The organism is Ensifer sp. (assembly GCF_035999135.1).
Lineage (GTDB): Bacteria > Pseudomonadota > Alphaproteobacteria > Rhizobiales > Rhizobiaceae > Ensifer.
Genome location: NZ_DASYGZ010000015.1, coordinates 1 through 16018 on the forward strand (window position 1 = coordinate 1; position 16018 = coordinate 16018).

Annotated in this window: 13 protein-coding genes; 8 read left to right on the forward strand and 5 right to left on the reverse strand. The window is 63.1% G+C overall.

Features of this window, described 5'->3' with window-relative positions:
* The 5 genes from VGO12_RS01045 to VGO12_RS01065 form a co-directional block, all read left to right on the forward strand.
* On the forward strand, nucleotides 1–343 hold a 343-nt coding region (locus VGO12_RS01045), incomplete at its 5' end, for a carbohydrate ABC transporter permease (RefSeq protein WP_327494539.1).
* Between the two features lie 28 nt (nucleotides 344–371).
* Nucleotides 372–2024 carry an alpha-glucosidase family protein gene (locus VGO12_RS01050; RefSeq protein ID WP_414650653.1) on the forward strand — a complete coding sequence of 551 codons (1653 nt, stop codon included), beginning with the start codon at nucleotides 372–374 and terminating at the stop codon, nucleotides 2022–2024.
* A gap of 62 nt (nucleotides 2025–2086) precedes the next feature.
* Nucleotides 2087–3175: a sn-glycerol-3-phosphate ABC transporter ATP-binding protein UgpC gene (locus VGO12_RS01055; RefSeq protein WP_327510903.1), complete on the forward strand. Its 1089-nt coding sequence runs from the start codon at nucleotides 2087–2089 to the stop codon at nucleotides 3173–3175.
* Between the two features lie 224 nt (nucleotides 3176–3399).
* Nucleotides 3400–3804, forward strand: a complete 405-nt coding sequence (locus VGO12_RS01060) for a hypothetical protein (protein WP_327510904.1) — start codon at nucleotides 3400–3402, stop codon at nucleotides 3802–3804.
* Nucleotides 3805–3856: 52 nt separating this feature from the next.
* On the forward strand, nucleotides 3857–4261 hold the full coding sequence (locus tag VGO12_RS01065) for a Gfa-like protein (RefSeq protein WP_327510905.1): 405 nt from the start codon (nucleotides 3857–3859) through the stop codon (nucleotides 4259–4261).
* A gap of 99 nt (nucleotides 4262–4360) precedes the next feature.
* Here the strand turns inward: VGO12_RS01065 and edd are convergent, their stop codons facing one another.
* The 5 genes from edd to VGO12_RS01090 form a co-directional block, all read right to left on the reverse strand.
* Nucleotides 4361–6181 (reverse strand): phosphogluconate dehydratase, encoded by a 1821-nt coding sequence (gene edd / locus VGO12_RS01070; RefSeq protein WP_327510906.1) that lies wholly within the window; start codon nucleotides 6179–6181, stop codon nucleotides 4361–4363.
* Between the two features lie 195 nt (nucleotides 6182–6376).
* Nucleotides 6377–7075, reverse strand: coding sequence for a 6-phosphogluconolactonase (gene pgl / locus VGO12_RS01075; protein ID WP_327510907.1), 699 nt, complete (start codon nucleotides 7073–7075; stop codon nucleotides 6377–6379).
* Between the two features lie 9 nt (nucleotides 7076–7084).
* Nucleotides 7085–8560 carry a glucose-6-phosphate dehydrogenase gene (gene zwf / locus VGO12_RS01080; protein ID WP_327510908.1) on the reverse strand — a complete coding sequence of 492 codons (1476 nt, stop codon included), beginning with the start codon at nucleotides 8558–8560 and terminating at the stop codon, nucleotides 7085–7087.
* Nucleotides 8561–8657: 97 nt separating this feature from the next.
* The gene (locus VGO12_RS01085) at nucleotides 8658–9944 is read right to left on the reverse strand and encodes an FAD-binding oxidoreductase (protein ID WP_327510909.1); all 1287 of its coding nucleotides are present in this window, start codon (nucleotides 9942–9944) and stop codon (nucleotides 8658–8660) included.
* 15 nt (nucleotides 9945–9959) lie between these two features.
* Nucleotides 9960–11396, reverse strand: coding sequence for a glutamine synthetase family protein (locus tag VGO12_RS01090; protein WP_327510910.1), 1437 nt, complete (start codon nucleotides 11394–11396; stop codon nucleotides 9960–9962).
* Between the two features lie 124 nt (nucleotides 11397–11520).
* Here VGO12_RS01090 and VGO12_RS01095 point away from each other — a divergent pair, with 124 nt between their 5' ends.
* The 3 genes from VGO12_RS01095 to VGO12_RS01105 all read left to right on the forward strand — a co-directional run bounded on the left by VGO12_RS01095 (nucleotide 11521) and on the right by VGO12_RS01105 (nucleotide 15977).
* On the forward strand, nucleotides 11521–12705 hold the full coding sequence (locus VGO12_RS01095) for an NAD(P)/FAD-dependent oxidoreductase (protein WP_327510911.1): 1185 nt from the start codon (nucleotides 11521–11523) through the stop codon (nucleotides 12703–12705).
* Nucleotides 12706–12934: 229 nt separating this feature from the next.
* Complete coding sequence (locus VGO12_RS01100) at nucleotides 12935–13081, forward strand: hypothetical protein (RefSeq protein ID WP_327510912.1); 147 nt, start codon at nucleotides 12935–12937, stop codon at nucleotides 13079–13081.
* A 370-nt stretch (nucleotides 13082–13451) separates the two neighbouring features.
* Nucleotides 13452–15977, forward strand: coding sequence for a HAMP domain-containing methyl-accepting chemotaxis protein (locus VGO12_RS01105; RefSeq protein ID WP_327510913.1), 2526 nt, complete (start codon nucleotides 13452–13454; stop codon nucleotides 15975–15977).
* Nucleotides 15978–16018 lie beyond the last annotated feature (41 nt).

Consider the following 16018-nt stretch of genomic DNA (forward strand, 5'->3'; position numbering starts at 1 on the left):
GCGCGAAATCATGGAATCCGCCCGCGTCGACGGCGCCAGCGATTTCGATATCTTCGTCAAGATCATCCTGCCGCTGTCCTTCCCGGCGCTCGCCTCCTTCGCGATCTTCCAGTTCCTGTGGACCTGGAACGACCTGCTGGTGGCGATCGTGTTCCTGGGCGCCGGGCCCGACGAACTTGTTCTGACCGGTCGCCTCGTCAACCTGCTCGGCTCACGCGGCGGCAACTGGGAGATCCTGACGGCTTCCGCCTTCATTACCATCATCGTTCCGCTGATCGTCTTCTTCAGCCTGCAGCGCTATCTCGTGCGCGGCCTGCTGGCGGGCTCGGTCAAGGGCGGCTGACAACCAGGGACTACCAGAGACAATGAGCATGACCGAAATGAGCACTTCCACCTTGCAGGCCGATCGGGACTGGTGGCGCGGCGCGGTGATCTATCAGATCTATCCGCGCTCCTACCAGGACTCCAACGGCGACGGTATCGGCGACCTCAAGGGCATCGTCGCCCGGTTGCCGCATATTGCTGCGCTGGGCGCCGATGCGATCTGGATTTCGCCGTTCTTCACCTCGCCGATGAAGGACTTCGGTTACGACGTCTCCAACTACACCGATGTCGACCCGATCTTCGGCACCCTTGCCGATTTCGACGCCGTGATCGCCGAGGCGCACCGCCTTGGCATCCGGGTGATGATCGACCTCGTTCTGTCGCATACCGCGCACCAGCATCCCTGGTTCGTCGAAAGCCGGTCGAGCCGGTCGAACGCCAAGTCAGACTGGTACGTCTGGGCCGACTCCAAGCCGGATGGCACGCCGCCCAACAACTGGCTGTCGATCTTCGGCGGCTCGGCCTGGGCGTGGGATCCGACGCGCCTGCAATATTACCTGCATAACTTCCTGACCTCGCAGCCGGACCTCAACCTACACAATCCGGAAGTCCAGGACGCGCTGCTGGGCGTCGAGCGCTTCTGGCTGGAGCGCGGCGTCGACGGCTTCCGCCTCGACACCATCAACTTCTACTTCCACGACAAGCAGTTGCGCGACAATCCGGCGCTGGCGCCGGAGCGGCGCAACGCGCAGACGGCACCGGCCGTCAACCCCTACAACTACCAGGAACATCTCTACGACAAGAACCAGCCGGAAAATCTCGCATTCCTCAAGCGCTTCCGCGCCGTCATGGACGAGTTCCCGGCGATCGCTGCCGTCGGCGAAGTCGGCGACAGCCAGCGCGGTCTGGAGATCGCCGGCGAGTACACGTCGGGCGGCGACAAGATGCAGATGTGCTACGCCTTCGAGTTCCTGGCACCGGATCCGCTGACACCGGCGACCGTCGCCGAGGTTCTCAGGAATTTCGAGAAGGCAGCGCCCGAGGGCTGGGCCTGCTGGGCATTTTCCAACCACGATGTGGTGCGCCATGTCAGCCGCTGGGGTGCCGGCGTCGCCGATCGCGACGCGCATGCCAAGCTGCTGGCGAGCCTCTTGATGTCTTTGCGCGGCTCGGTCTGCATCTATCAGGGCGAGGAGCTGGCACTCAGCGAAGCCGAACTCGCCTATGAGGACCTGAAGGATCCCTACGGCATCCAGTTCTGGCCCGATTTCAAGGGTCGCGACGGTTGCCGCACGCCGATGGTCTGGGACGCTGCGGCGGTTAACGGTGGCTTCGGCAGTGCGAAACCCTGGCTGCCGGTGCCGGCCGAACATCTCGCCCGCGCCGTCTCGGCGCAGCAGAAAGATCAGGCGTCTGTGCTCGAGCACTACCGTCGCTTCCTGCATTTCCGCAAGGCGCATCCGGCCTTCGCCAAGGGCGAGATCGACTTCGTGAGCACGGATGGTCAGGTGCTGGCCTTCGTCAGGAACTACGGCAACGAGAAGCTTTTCTGCCTGTTCAACATGAGCGGCGAGCGGGCATCGGCCACGCTGCCGGACGAGCCGGTGTCGGCGCTTGAAGGACACGGTTTTACGGCCGAGGTAAAGGGCAGGGCGGTCGAGCTGCCGGCCTGGGGCGCATATTTCGCACGGCTGGTCTGAAGGGCCGGCCGAATCAGAAATGAGAGCAAGAACTGACGGGAAGAACCGAAGGGGAGGGTGCAATGACGGGTCTGCTGCTTAAAGATATCCGCAAATCCTACGGCGCGGTCGATGTCATCCACGGCATCAATCTCGACATCAAGCAGGGCGAGTTCATCGTCTTCGTCGGCCCGTCCGGCTGCGGAAAGTCGACGCTTTTGCGCATGATCGCCGGTCTCGAAGAGATCACGGGCGGCGACATGTTCATCGACGGCGAGCGGGTCAACACCGTGCCGCCATCGAAGCGCGGCATCGCAATGGTGTTCCAGTCCTATGCGCTCTATCCGCATATGACCGTCTACGACAACATGGCCTTCGGCATGCGGATCGCCAAGGAGACGAAGGAGGAGATCGATCGCCGCGTGCGTAATGCCGCCGATATCCTGCAGCTGACGAAATATCTCGACCGGCTGCCGAAGGCGCTTTCCGGCGGTCAGCGGCAGCGCGTCGCCATCGGACGCGCCATCTGCCGCGACCCGAAGGTCTTCCTGTTCGACGAGCCGCTGTCGAACCTGGACGCCGCGCTGCGTGTCGCCACCCGCATCGAGATCGCCAAGCTCAACGAGCAGATGGCGGACACGACGATGATCTACGTCACCCACGACCAGGTGGAGGCGATGACGCTTGCCGACCGTATCGTGGTGCTGTCGCAGGGCCATATCGAGCAGGTAGGCCCGCCGCTCGAGCTTTACGAGCGTCCGGCCAACCTTTTCGTCGCGCGTTTCATCGGCTCGCCGGCGATGAACATCATTCCATCGACCGTGACGGCGACCGGCGCGCAGACGACGGTCAAGCTGACTGGCGGCAAGAGCGTCACGCTCGACATAGCCACGGACGCAGCGCAGAACGGCAAGACCGCGAGCTTTGGGGTGCGGCCGGAGGACCTGCAAACCACGACCAGTGATGACTTCCTGTTCGAAGGCACGATCTCGATCGTCGAAGCGCTCGGCGAAGTGACCCTGCTCTACATCGAGGGCCTGGTCGACAAGGAGCCGATCATCGCCAAGATCCCAGGTATCCTGCCGGTTCATCGTGGCGACCGGGTGCGCTTCACCGCCGACAAGGCCAAGCTGCACCTCTTCAACGCTGAAGGCCGCAGCTACCGCGCCTAGCCCCGCAAGGGAGCGGCCTTCCGCCCGCTCCTGCGAGGCGGAACCGCACTTCCCGGCACTTGGGTGACGCGGCGTTCCGTTTGGAATTGCGTAACCAAGATTCCTTGTCGTGACCTCGTTCCGCCCGGTTTTCCGGGCGGTTTTTTATATGCCTGCGGGATCGAACCGTCTGTTAAATCTCTGCCGCTAGTCTGTGTCATAAGGGGATACGGAAAGGCATTTCGATGAACGGGGCAGCGTTGCAGCAGCACTTCCTGAACAAGGAAGAGTCCTTCATGTACGATAGGGAGACCAATTTCCCGATGGAGGATACGCGCAACGAGGCGCGCATCGAATATACCGAGAAGGGCATGACGCAGCTGAGCTCCCGGCGTTGCGAGATCATCAAGCTGTCGAAGAGCGGTGCTGTCCTTGGCATCCTGACGAAGTACCAGCTGCCTCAGAATTTCTACCTGGATATTCCAAGCGCCCGCATCCAGATGGTCGGCTGCCTTCTGAAGCGCGTGCATGCCAACAACATCGTCGAAGCGCGGTTCCTGCGGCTTTTGAGCGATCGCGACCTCAACCGCATCTTCGTCTACAGCACCCATCCGAACCACCGGAACCGAACGCTCGACATCTATCGTTAGTGTTAAGGGGGGGTGCATTGCCGGCGGCTTGACCGTCGCACGGACTCAATGAATGGTTGCGGTCTTCTCCAACGGATCCGGACCGGCAACCATGCAGCGCCCCTATCGCCTTTCATGCCATTGCGGCGACATTCGCTTCGACGTCGACGAGGACCTGACCGGCCTTATCGATTGCAATTGTTCAACCTGTCGCCGTTCCGGTTTCCTGCACTGGAAGGTGGATGCGTCGAAGATCAAGCTTCTCTCCGAGAAGCGACGTCTGACGAGCTACATCTGGCGCGGTCTCAACGAGGGCCACCAGTTTTGCCCGACCTGCGGCACGCCGGTGCTTCGCAGCGGCTATCCGGACAACAAGGTCTCGATCAACGCGCGCTGCATCGAAGGTGTCGACGTCTTCACGCTGGACATCGAGCGCTACGATGGGCGCAACGACATGTTCCCTGGCCCGTTGCCCTAAGCGGCAACGTCACGCGTCATGCGACGTATCCAACGACAAACGCCGCTCCAGGGGAGCGGCGTTCTGCTTTTCTGGCGCGTATAAGCTCAGGAAATTGCCCTAATGGAAAAGGACGCTCGCGCCCTGATCGGCCGCACCCGCAATCGCGCGGAACGGCGCAAAGAGCTCGCGACCCATGCCGAAGTCGTTGTCGGAGAGGTCGGCATGCGCCGGCACGCGCGTCTTCAGCGTGATATCCTCGACCAGCACCTCGATCGTGCCGGCAACAGCGTCGATGCGGACGATGTCGCCTTCCTGGATGCGGGCGATCGGACCGCCGTCCTTGGCCTCGGGCGTCACGTGAATGGCGGCCGGCACCTTGCCGGAAGCACCTGACATGCGGCCGTCCGTCAGGATGGCCACGCGCTGGCCACGGTCCTGCAGGATGCCGAGCACGGTCGTCAGCTTGTGCAGTTCCGGCATGCCGTTCGCCTTCGGGCCCTGGAAGCGCACGACGGCGACGAAATCGCCTTCGAGTTTGCCGGCCTTGAAGGCGGCGTTCAGCTCGGCCTGGTCGTGAAAGATCTTGGCCGGCGCTTCGATGACGTGGCGGTCCGGCTTGACGGCGGAGATCTTGATGACCGCCTTGCCGAGATTGCCGGTCAGCATCTTCAGGCCACCGGAATGCTGGAACGGCTGGTCGATGGTGGCAAGCACCTTCGGGTCGGCGCTGTCCTTCGGCGTCGGCACGCGCTCGACATTGCCGTCGGCGCCGAGCCGGACGTCGATCTTGTAGGCGTCGAGACCCTGGCCGACGACGGTGCGCACGTCGTCGTGCAGCAGGCCGTTGCGCAGTAACTGGCTGATCAGGAAGCCCATGCCGCCGGCGGCATGGAAATGGTTCACGTCGGCAAGTCCGTTCGGATAGACGCGGGCAAGCAGCGGCACGATGTCCGAAAGCTCGGAGATGTCCTGCCAGGTGAGCACGATGCCGGCCGCGCGCGCCATGGCGACGAGATGCATCGTGTGGTTGGTCGAGCCGCCGGTCGCATGCAGGCCGACGACGCCGTTGACGATCGAGCGTTCGTCGATCATCTCGCCGGCCGGCGTGAATTCGTTGCCCATGGCGGTGATCGCCAGCGCGCGCTTCGCCGCTTCCTTGGTGAGCGCATCGCGCAGCGGCGTGCCGGGATTGATGAAGGAGGCGCCGGGCAGATGGAAGCCCATGATCTCCATCAGCATCTGGTTGGAATTGGCGGTGCCGTAGAAGGTGCAGGTGCCCGGTCCGTGGTAGGACTTGGATTCGGCCTCGAGCAGTTCCTCACGGCCGACCTTGCCTTCGGCGAAGAGCTGACGAACCCGTGCCTTCTCGTCGTTCGGCAGGCCCGTCGTCATAGGCCCGGCAGGTACGAAGATCGCCGGCAGGTGGCCGAAGGTCAGCGCCGCGATGACGAGGCCGGGCACGATCTTGTCGCAGACGCCGAGATAGACGGTGGAATCGAACATGTTGTGCGACAGGCCGATGCCGGCCGACATGGCGATCAGGTCACGGGAAAAGAGCGACAGTTCCATGCCGGGCTGCCCTTGCGTGACGCCGTCGCACATGGCCGGAACGCCGCCGGCGACCTGGGCGACACCGCCCGCCTCACGCGCCGCCTCGCGGATCAGCGCCGGGTAGGTCTCGAACGGCTGATGTGCCGACAGCATGTCGTTATAGGAGGTGATGATGCCGAGATTGGCGACGCGGTCGCCCGCCAGCGCCACTTTCTCGGCGGGGGAACAGACGGCAAATCCGTGCGCGAGGTTGCCGCAGCCAAGAACGCTGCGATGCGGACCGCTCGACGCCGCGCGGCGGACGCGGTCGAGATAGGGCTCGCGGTGCGGTTTCGAGCGCTCGACGATGCGAGCGGTGATCGCGGCAATGCGGGAATCGGCGGACATGGTCAATCCTGTTCCGGAGTCCAGTGACTCCTCATCTTCATCCAGTCATCGAACCGGAACATGACGCGCTTGGGAGGGAGCGTCTGCGTCCCGGCAGTTTTCAAGAACACGTGTCCGTTCCGGCGGGGCGCGCCACCGGTCGAACGTGTCTCCAACCTTCCTGTCGGACCTGATCGGCCCGGCAATCAAGGTGATCTAGGGCGCCCAGTAGATCTCGACCGGTGATGCAGCGCGGCGCAGCATCGCACGGATCGGCATGTCCTTCTCGTCACCGGCTTCTTCGGCCTTGGCGAGAACGGTCTTCTTGCCTTCGCCCTCGATGTGCAGGACGAGAAGTCGTGCATCCTGCAGGCTGGCGAAGGTCAGCGTCAGCCGGGTCTCACCCGCGCCCTCGGCTTCCATGGTGATCACGCCGCGCGGCGTCGCCGGATCGATGGCGCGTGCAAGCTCAGACCCGCCCGGGAAGAACGACGCCGTATGCCCATCCGTTCCCATGCCAAGGATCGCCACATCGAACGGCGCGCCGATGGCGGCGACCTCCCGGCTGGCGATTTCGGCTGCAGCCTCTGCCGACGGAGCGGCATGATAGAGCGGCAGGAAGTTCGCCGCGGCCGCCTTGCCTTGAAGCAGGTTGGCGGCAACCAGGCCATGGTTGGAACGGTCGCTTTCCGGCGGCACGAAACGCTCGTCGACGAGCGTGATCGTCACCTTGTCCCAGGCGATGTCCTTGCCCGAGAGCGCCCGGAAAAATGCCTTGGGGGTCGAGCCGCCGGAAACGGCGATGCTCGCCGAACCGCGTGTCTTGATACCGGCGGAAAGGGCGGTGCTGACCGCATCGGCGAGGCCTTCGGCCAGGGCCGCACCGTTTTCGAATGTATGAAGCGTCATCGTCATGGTCGTACCTTAGATCGCATCGTTCCAGGTGCGGCCGTCGCGCTCGATCAAGGCGATCGACTGGCTCGGACCCCAGGTGCCGGCGGTGTAACCCTGGACCTGCTGCCCGGTCTCCTCCCAGGCTTTCAGGATCGGATCGACCCATTTCCACGCGGCCTCGACCTCGTCGCGGCGCACGAACAGCGTCTGGTTGTTGCGCACGACGTCGAAGAGCAGCCGCTCATAGGCATCCGCATTGCGCACGGCGAAGGCTTCGGCGAAGCTCATGTCGAGCGAGACGCTGCGCAGGCGCATACCGCCCGGGCCCGGATCCTTGATCATCAGCGACTGCTTGACGCCTTCGTTCGGCTGCAGGCGGATGACCAGCTGGTTGGCCGAGATGCGGCCGGCATTGTTGTCGAAGATCGAGTGCGGGATCTGCTTGAACGTAATGACGATTTCTGACATGCGGCCGGCAAGGCGCTTGCCGGTGCGGATGTAGAAGGGCACGCCCGCCCAGCGCCAGTTGCTGACTTCCGCCTTGATCGCCACGAAGGTCTCGGTGTTGGAAACACCGCCTTCAAGCTCTTCGAGATAGCCCTTGACCGGCCCGCCGGCAGAGGCGCCGGCGCGGTACTGGCCGCGCACCGTCACCTGTTCGACGTTGGACGAGGTGATCGGCTTCAGCGCGCGAAGCACCTTCAGCTTCTCGTCGCGCACCGCTTCAGCGTCCATCGAGGTCGGCGCTTCCATGGCGACGAAGCAGACGAGCTGCAGGATGTGGTTCTGCACCATGTCGCGCAGCGCACCCGCTTTGTCGTAGTAGCCGGCGCGGTTTTCGAGGCCGACGGCTTCCGAAACCGTGATCTGCACGTGGTCGATATGGGCGGAATTCCAGAGCGGCTCGTAGAGCGCGTTGGCAAAGCGCAGCGCCATCAGGTTCTGCACCGTCTCCTTGCCGAGATAGTGGTCGATGCGGAAGATCTGCTCTTCGCGGAAGACCTTGCCGATGGTGTCGTTGAGTTCGGTGGCGGACGCCAGATCGCGGCCGATCGGCTTTTCAACGACGATACGGGTGGTCTTGGTGATCAGCTTGTGATCGCGGATCTTTTCGGAGATGTCGCCGAAGATCGCCGGTCCGACGGCGAGATAGAAGGCGCGGATGCGGTCCTTGCCCTCTTCGAGCAGTTTCTTCAGCGCGTCCCAGCCCTGGTCGGACTTGGCGTCGACGGAGACGTAGAAGAGGCGCGCCGCGAACTTGGCGACTTCCTCTTCCTTGTATTCGTCGGCCTTCAGATGTTCCTTCAGCGCGTCGACGGCAAACTTGCGATATTCCTCATGGCTGAGTGCGGCGCGCGACGCGCCGATGATGCGGGTCGGCTCGGTGATCTGGCCTTCGAGTTGACGGTGATAGAGCGCCGGCAACAGCTTGCGCTCCGCAAGATCGCCGGTGCCCCCGAACACGACATAGTCAAATGGTTCGACGGGAATGATCTGGCTGCTCATGGGATATCTCGATCTGTTCAGGTCAGGGGCACATATAATCTAATCGATTTAAACGCGCTAGGGTGCGGCGCAATAAAATGCTGCCGTCGGCGGCTCTTTAGAACCTGTCGCGTAATGCGTACCAGCTTAGGGCGAGGAAGAGAAGGGCGGAGCGGAACCGCGTGCCGCCTGGAAAAGCCGGGATTTTCAGGGCCTTCAGGAGGTCCAGTTCCGTCTCTTTGCCAAGCGCGAGGTCGGCGTAGAGCTTGCCGCAATAGTTGGAGAGCATCACGCCGTGGCCGGAGTATCCGCCGATCGAGGTGACGCCGGGCATCACCTCGCGACAGAAAGGCGTGCGTGGCATGGTGATGCCGACCGAGCCGCCCCAGGCATGGGTGATCTCGATATTGGCGAGCTGGGGATAGATTTCGCTGATCTGCCGGCGAATGTGGGTCGAGATATCGCGCGGATTGTCGGCGGTATAGGCCTCGCGGCCGCCGAAGAGCAGGCGTCCGTCCTTCGATTTGCGGAAATAGCGCACGACGAAGCGCGAATCGTCGACCGATTCTCCACCCGGGATGACGTCAGGATGCTCGGAAAGCACGCTCGTTGCGCCGATGAAGGAACGGATCGGCATGACGTGGCTGGCGCTCACCGGCTCCAGATTGCCGATATAGGCGTTGCAGGCGACCAGCACGCGGTCGGCGGTAACAGTGCCGCGATCGGTCGCGATGACGATCCCACCCGAGGTCCGGTCGATCTTCAGCGCCTTGGTTTGCTCGAAGAGATGCGCGCCGGCAAGGGCCGCCTGTTTGGCAAGCCCGACCAGCAGCTTCATCGGGTGAATGTGGCCGGTGCCGGCGTCGCGAATACCGAAGTGATAGTGATCGGATCCGAGGCGACTTGCCGTCTCCTCGCGATCCATGAAGGAAAGATGCGGGTAGCCGAAGCGGGTCGCCATCGCTTCGGCATGGTCGCGATAATCCTTCTCCAGGCTCTGCCTGTGGCCGACCGAGAGCTGGCCGGGCACGAACTCTATGTCGATCTCGTGGGCGCTGGCGAAATCGAGCACGTAGCGCTTGGCGTTCTCGGCCATGTCGAACAGCGCCTGCGCCCGCTCATGGCCGAGGTTTTCCTCCGTTTCGTCGGCCCAGGCCCTTTGACCGGTGCCGAACTGGCCGCCGTTGCGGCCGGAGGCGCCGTCGCCGAAACGGCAGGCGTCGATCAGGGTGACGTCGACGCCCTGCCGGGCGAGGTTGAGAGCGGCCTGCAAGCCCGTATAGCCGCCGCCGATGATCGCGACGTCGGCCTTGCGCGAACCCGGCATTGCCGGATACTCCGGTCGATCCGGAACGGTTGCCTCATACCACGAGAAACCGGGCGAAATCGGGCTTTGCCAGGGCATGGAAGGCCTTTCGGATCAGACGTTGAGAAGCAGGAATTCGCGTTCCCAGGGGCTGATGACCTGCATGAAGGTTTCGAACTCGCCCCGTTTGACGCCGGCATAGATGGCGATGAACTCCGGGCTCAGCACGTCGGCAAGCGACGGCGCCGATTCCAGCAGCGCCACCGCTTCGAGCAGGCCGCGCGGCAGGTCGATTTCGCCCTCGTTGGCCGTGTCCTCGGTCGGTGCCGTCGGCTCGCGCTGCTCGACGATCCCGAGATAACCGCAGGCGAGCGAGGCGGCGAGTGCCAGATACGGGTTGGCGTCCGAGCTCGGCAGCCGGTTTTCGATGCGTCGGGCGACCGGCTCCGACACCGGGATGCGGAAGGCGGTCGTGCGGTTGTCATAACCCCAGGCGGTGTTGACCGGCGCCGACATGTCGGGCGTCAGTCGGCGGAACGAGTTCACATAGGGCGCCATCATGACGAGCGTGCGCGGCACGTAGTGCTGCATGCCGCCGATGAAGTGGAAGAACTCCTTCGATGCCGAACCGTCGGGGTTCGAGAACAGGTTGCGGCCGGTGTTGATCTCGACCACCGACTGGTGGATGTGCATCGCCGAGCCGGGCTGGCCCTGCATCGGCTTCGCCATGAAGGTGGCGTAGATGCCGTGCTTCAGCGCCGCCTCGCGGATCGTGCGCTTGAACAGGAACACCTGGTCGGCAAGCTCGATCGGGTCGCCGTGGCGAAGGTTGATCTCGAGCTGCGCCGGGCCTTCTTCATGGATCAGCGTGTCGATCTCGAGACCCTGTTTCTCGGAGAAGTGATAGATGTCGTCGATCAGCTCGTCGAATTCGTTGATGCCGGCGATCGAATAGCCCTGGCCGCCGAGGATCGAACGCCCGGAACGCCCTTTCGGCGGATGCAGCGGATAGTCGGGATCGTCGTTGGTGGCCACGAGGTAGAATTCGATCTCTGGCGCGACGACCGGCTTCCAGCCCTTCTGCTTGTAGAGATCGACCACGCGCTTCAGCACGTTGCGCGGCGTATAGCTGATCTGCTCGCCCTGCGAGCCGACGATGTCGCAGATGACCTGCGCCGTCGGGTCGGTCTCCCAGGGCACGACCGAAAGGGTCGAGAGGTCGGGCACGAGCTTGATGTCGCTGTCGCGCGAATCGTAGCGGAACTGCCCGGTTTCATCCGGATACTCGCCCGAGATCGTGTGGCGGTAGACGGCGGACGGCAGCGCCAGCGAGGTGTTGGAGGTGAACTTCGAGGTCGGCATCATCTTGCCGCGCGGCACGCCGGCAAGGTCAGGCGTGATGCACTCGACGTCTTCGATGCCGCGGATCTTGAGCCAGTCCGTGGCTTCCTTCCAGGTCTTCACACCGCGGAGCGAGTGTAGGGCAGGGGGTATTTTCGAAGTCTTGCTGATTTTCGTTGTTTGTTGGGCAGCACTTCTCTTGGAGGGCATAAATCACCGGTTTTGGCTTCGGATGGCGCATCATAACCGCAGATTGCCAATTGGCTAGTGCGGGACGATTGACTTTCGTCGACGCGAGCGGAATGGAATGCGCTGAAGAGCTCAAAGGTGTTTCGTGGCCGAAAAGAAGGATGTGGTGATCATTGGCGCTGGCGCTGCCGGGATGATGTGCGCCATCGAGGCGGGCAAGCGCGGCAGGCGCGTGGCCGTGCTCGACCATGCCAAGTCGCCCGGCGAGAAGATCCGGATTTCCGGTGGCGGCCGTTGCAACTTCACCAACATCCATGCCGGGCCGAAGAACTTCCTGTCGGCCAACCCGCATTTCTCGAAATCGGCGCTGGCGCGCTATACGCCGCGCGATTTCCTTGCCCTTGTCGAGAAGCATGGCATCGCCTGGCACGAAAAGACGCTTGGCCAGCTGTTCTGCGACCATTCGGCCAAGGACATCATCAAGATGCTTCTCACCGAGATGCGCGAGGTGGATGCCGAACTGCGGCTCGCGACGTCGATCGAAGGCGTCGAGCGACACGGCGCGGGTTTCCGTGTGATGACAGGCGACGGACCGGTCGATGCACAGTCGCTGGTGATTGCCAGCGGCGGCAAGTCCATCCCGAAGATGGGGGCAACCGGACTTGCCTACAAGATCGCCGAGCAGTTCGGGCTCGCCCTCGTCGAAACCCGGCCCGGCCTGGTGCCGTTGACGCTCGACCCGGCGCAACTTGAAACCATCGGTGAACTGGCAGGTGTTGCGGCGGATGCCGAGGCGCAATCCGGCAAGACGGCTTTCCGCGAGGCGGTGCTGATCACCCATCGTGGACTCAGCGGACCGGCGATCCTGCAGATCTCCTCCTATTGGCGCGAAGGCGAGGAGATCGTGCTGAGGCTGATGCCTGACATCGACATCGCCTCCCTTCTCAAGGATGCGCGGCGCAGCCATGGCAAGCAGGCAGCGCAGACCGCGCTCGGCGATATCCTGCCGCGCCGCCTTGCCCAGTTCTTTGCCGATGGCGCAAAGCTCAGCGGTCGTCAGCTCGCCGACCTCTCCGACAAGACGATCAACCAGCTCGCCGCGTCCATCCAGGCCTGGACCATCAAGCCCGCCGGTTCGGAAGGCTACCGCACCGCCGAGGTCACGCTCGGCGGCGTCGACACGAACGGGCTCGATTCACGGACCATGCAGGCAAAGGCGGTGCCTGGCCTCTACTTCATCGGCGAATGCGTCGATGTGACGGGCTGGCTCGGTGGCTACAATTTTCAGTGGGCCTGGGCTTCGGGGTTCGCCGCCGGGCAGGACGTCTGATACTTCACCGCTTTTGGCAGTTTTAGCGATTGTTAACGGATCTGGGTGAACCTGTACGCTTGTCGGCACAGCCGGCGGCTGGCGGACCGATTGTCGCGGAAACGGAAATCACACTGTTTCCAAATTTTGGACTTTCCTCCGCCACGGCATGGCTGCAATATGAGCGTGACTGGCAAGCCGGTACATCCGGGCCGATGATTGCCGGTCGATGTGACAAGGACAGGATGCCATGAACCAACCACGCCGCCGTCCCCGCGCTATCGCGATCGCCCGCACTGACGAAAGTCGCCAGCAGAAGACGGCGATGACGCGTCTCGCCCTGATCGCCTTCTTTGCCGTTGCCGCGCTCGCGAGCCTTCCGGTTCTCTGGTTCTGATCTCACCCTCTTGTTTTGATTTCAGGCGATCGGCCCCGGACGGCCGATCCTCTGGCGGGAATGACGCGCCGCGGCGCCCCGTCGGAAATTCGGTCGCGGGCCTCATGCGCTTATACAATTTTTAATCGTTCAAAATGAATATTGCGACCGAGTGAGTTCCGTCAGGACTTCGCTGCCGGGGAGGTGGCGTGGTCCCGCAATGATTGCTGACGGACTGGCGGTGTGCGCCGCATGACTTTTTCGAAAAACATCAGCCTGTTTGCGCATCGGGTGGCTCTCGATCGTTCGCACCGTCACGTCCGTCCGTGAAAGCGAAAACTGAGCGAGCCGCCAGGGGAGGCGAATGCGAGCTGCGAGCCGAGGTGTTTTCATGTTCATTGATAGAATACTTGCCCGTTTCAAGATCCAGACGAAGGTCCTTTTCTTCATCCTGCCCTTCGTCGTCAGCATCTGTGCCGTCGGCATCACCGGTCTTTATGCGTCCGGCCTGCTTCAGGGTCGCATGGAGATTTCGAACAGCGTGCTTAGGACGTTGAGCGGCTTCAAGGATGTCTATGCGGGCATGAATGCGTTCCTGCATTCGACGACGGAGGAAACCCGCGACGCCGTTCAGTCGACGATTTCCACGCAGAAGGACGTGCTCTCCGAAACGGCGTCCCAGGTCGCCGGCCAGAACGGCCAGGACGAGCTGAAGGCCGCCATCGCCGCAACGAGCGACATCGAGGCGCGCATCGGCGGTCTCTGGACGCTCCATGTCGGCGAGCAGGATCTGCGTACGGCCATGAACACCAACCTCGACGCGCTGCTCATCGAACGCGCCAAGATCAACGAGGAATCGAACCGGCTGCAATATGCGGTCCGCAAGAGCGAAAACGCCGCCAAGACCATGCTGCGCGAGGCTGAAAAGCTGATGCGCGCCAGTCGCTTCTTCAACGAATTCGGTACCGAGGTCAGCAAGGCGATCAGCGTCGACGACAAGCTGAAGGCCGTCAAGGAACGCTTTCCGATGATCGGCCGCACCGAGCGCGACATTTTCAGGCTTCTGCCGAAGGACGAAAAGTCGCTCACGGAAACCATCACCTCGGCCTCCGCCGAGATCGGCGCGATCCTGAAGGCGCCAGCCGGTCCCGAGACGCTTGCCGGGATCTCCAAATATGTCGACCGCTTCCGCACCGCGAGCTTCCGTCTGGAAGCGGCGTCGGTCGGCAAGATGCGTGATGCCACGCGCATCTTCGCCGAACTCGACGAGCAGATCGTCACGACGGAATCGGTGCTGACCGCCACCCGCCGTCTTTCCTCGTCGATCACCGATATCCAGATTTCGGCCGCCACCTTCATGGGCGTGACCAACGAGGGCAATCGCCAGAAGCTGCTCGACAAGTCACTCGCTGTTCAGCAGAACATGGCGACGTTGCGCGGCGTTGCCAGCGACGGCGCCTCCTTCGACAAGATTGCCGATACGCTGATGCCGATCCTGACGGCCATGAAGAAGGATGCCGCAGCGCTGGTCGAGATTACCGTCAAGCGCACCGCCGACTTCGATGCCGCGGGGCAATCGATCAACCAGATCTGGAGCGATCTGACGGTGTTTGCCGAGCAGCAAAAGGTTGCGGCCGGTACCGAGCGTCAGGAGGCCAACCAGATCTCGGTGGCGGCAACGGTTGCCGGCGTGATCATCGCGCTCCTGGCCGGTATCGCCCTGACGCTGACGCTGAAGAAGCCGATCGGCCAGATCACCGCGGCGATGCGCCGGCTTGCCGATGGTCGCCTCGACACCACGATCGACGGCGACGCGCGTCGCGACGAAATCGGCGACATGGCGCGTGCGCTCGGCGTGTTCAAGGAAAACGCACTCTCCAAGGTCCGCATCGAGGCCGAAAGCGAGGAACAGCGCAGCCGCGCCGAGGTCGAGCGCAGCCGCAACGACCAGGAAAAGCGCGAGCTCGACCGCCAGATTGACCTCGCCGTCAGCGAGCTGGCAGCCGGCCTTGGTCGTCTCGCCCAGGGCGACCTGTCGCGCCAGATCGACGTGCCGTTCCACGGCCGGCTCGAACAGCTGCGCACCGACTTCAACGGCTCGCTGATCCGCCTGCAGGACACGCTGGCACAGATCCGCGGCAACGCGCAGGCGATCCAGCGGAGCGGCGCCGACATGCATCACGCCGCAGACTCGCTTTCGAAGCGGACCGAGGCGCAGGCAGCCTCGCTCGAAGAGACGGCAGCCGCCGTCGACCAGATCACGGTTACGGTCCGCTCGTCGGCCGAACGCGCCGGCGAAGCCAACCACGCCGTGATCCAGACCAAGCGTAGCGCCGACAGTTCGGCGGCCGTCGTCACCAACGCGATCGCCGCCATGGGCCGGATCGAGGAGGCGTCGCGCCAGATCGAACAGATCATCGAGGTCATCGACGACATCGCCTTCCAGACCAATCTTCTGGCGCTCAATGCCGGTATCGAAGCGGCACGCGCCGGAGAGGCCGGCAAGGGCTTTGCCGTCGTCGCCCAGGAAGTGCGCGAGCTGGCGCAACGTTCGGCGGAGGCCGCGCGCGAGATCAAGGGTCTGATCAACAAGTCGACCAACGAGGTCAACGCGGGCTCGCATCTGGTCAAGGAAACGGGCGCGGTGCTCGCCTCGATCAGCCAGCAGATCGTCACCGTCAGCCAGCATGTGGAAATGATCGCGACGGCCAGCCGCGACCAGGCGGTGGCGCTCAACGAGGTCAACGGTTCCGTCAACCAGATGGACCAGATGACCCAGCAGAACGCGTCAATGGTGGAAGAGGCGACGGCCACAAGCAGCGCCCTTGCCCAACAGGCCGACACGCTGATGATGCTGGTCGAGCAATTCCGGCTGGAGCCGGAGGCCGAGGACTACGGCAACTATCGGGCGGCCTGACCGCTGCCTGAAAACGAATTGCTGACGGCAGATCCTGTTGC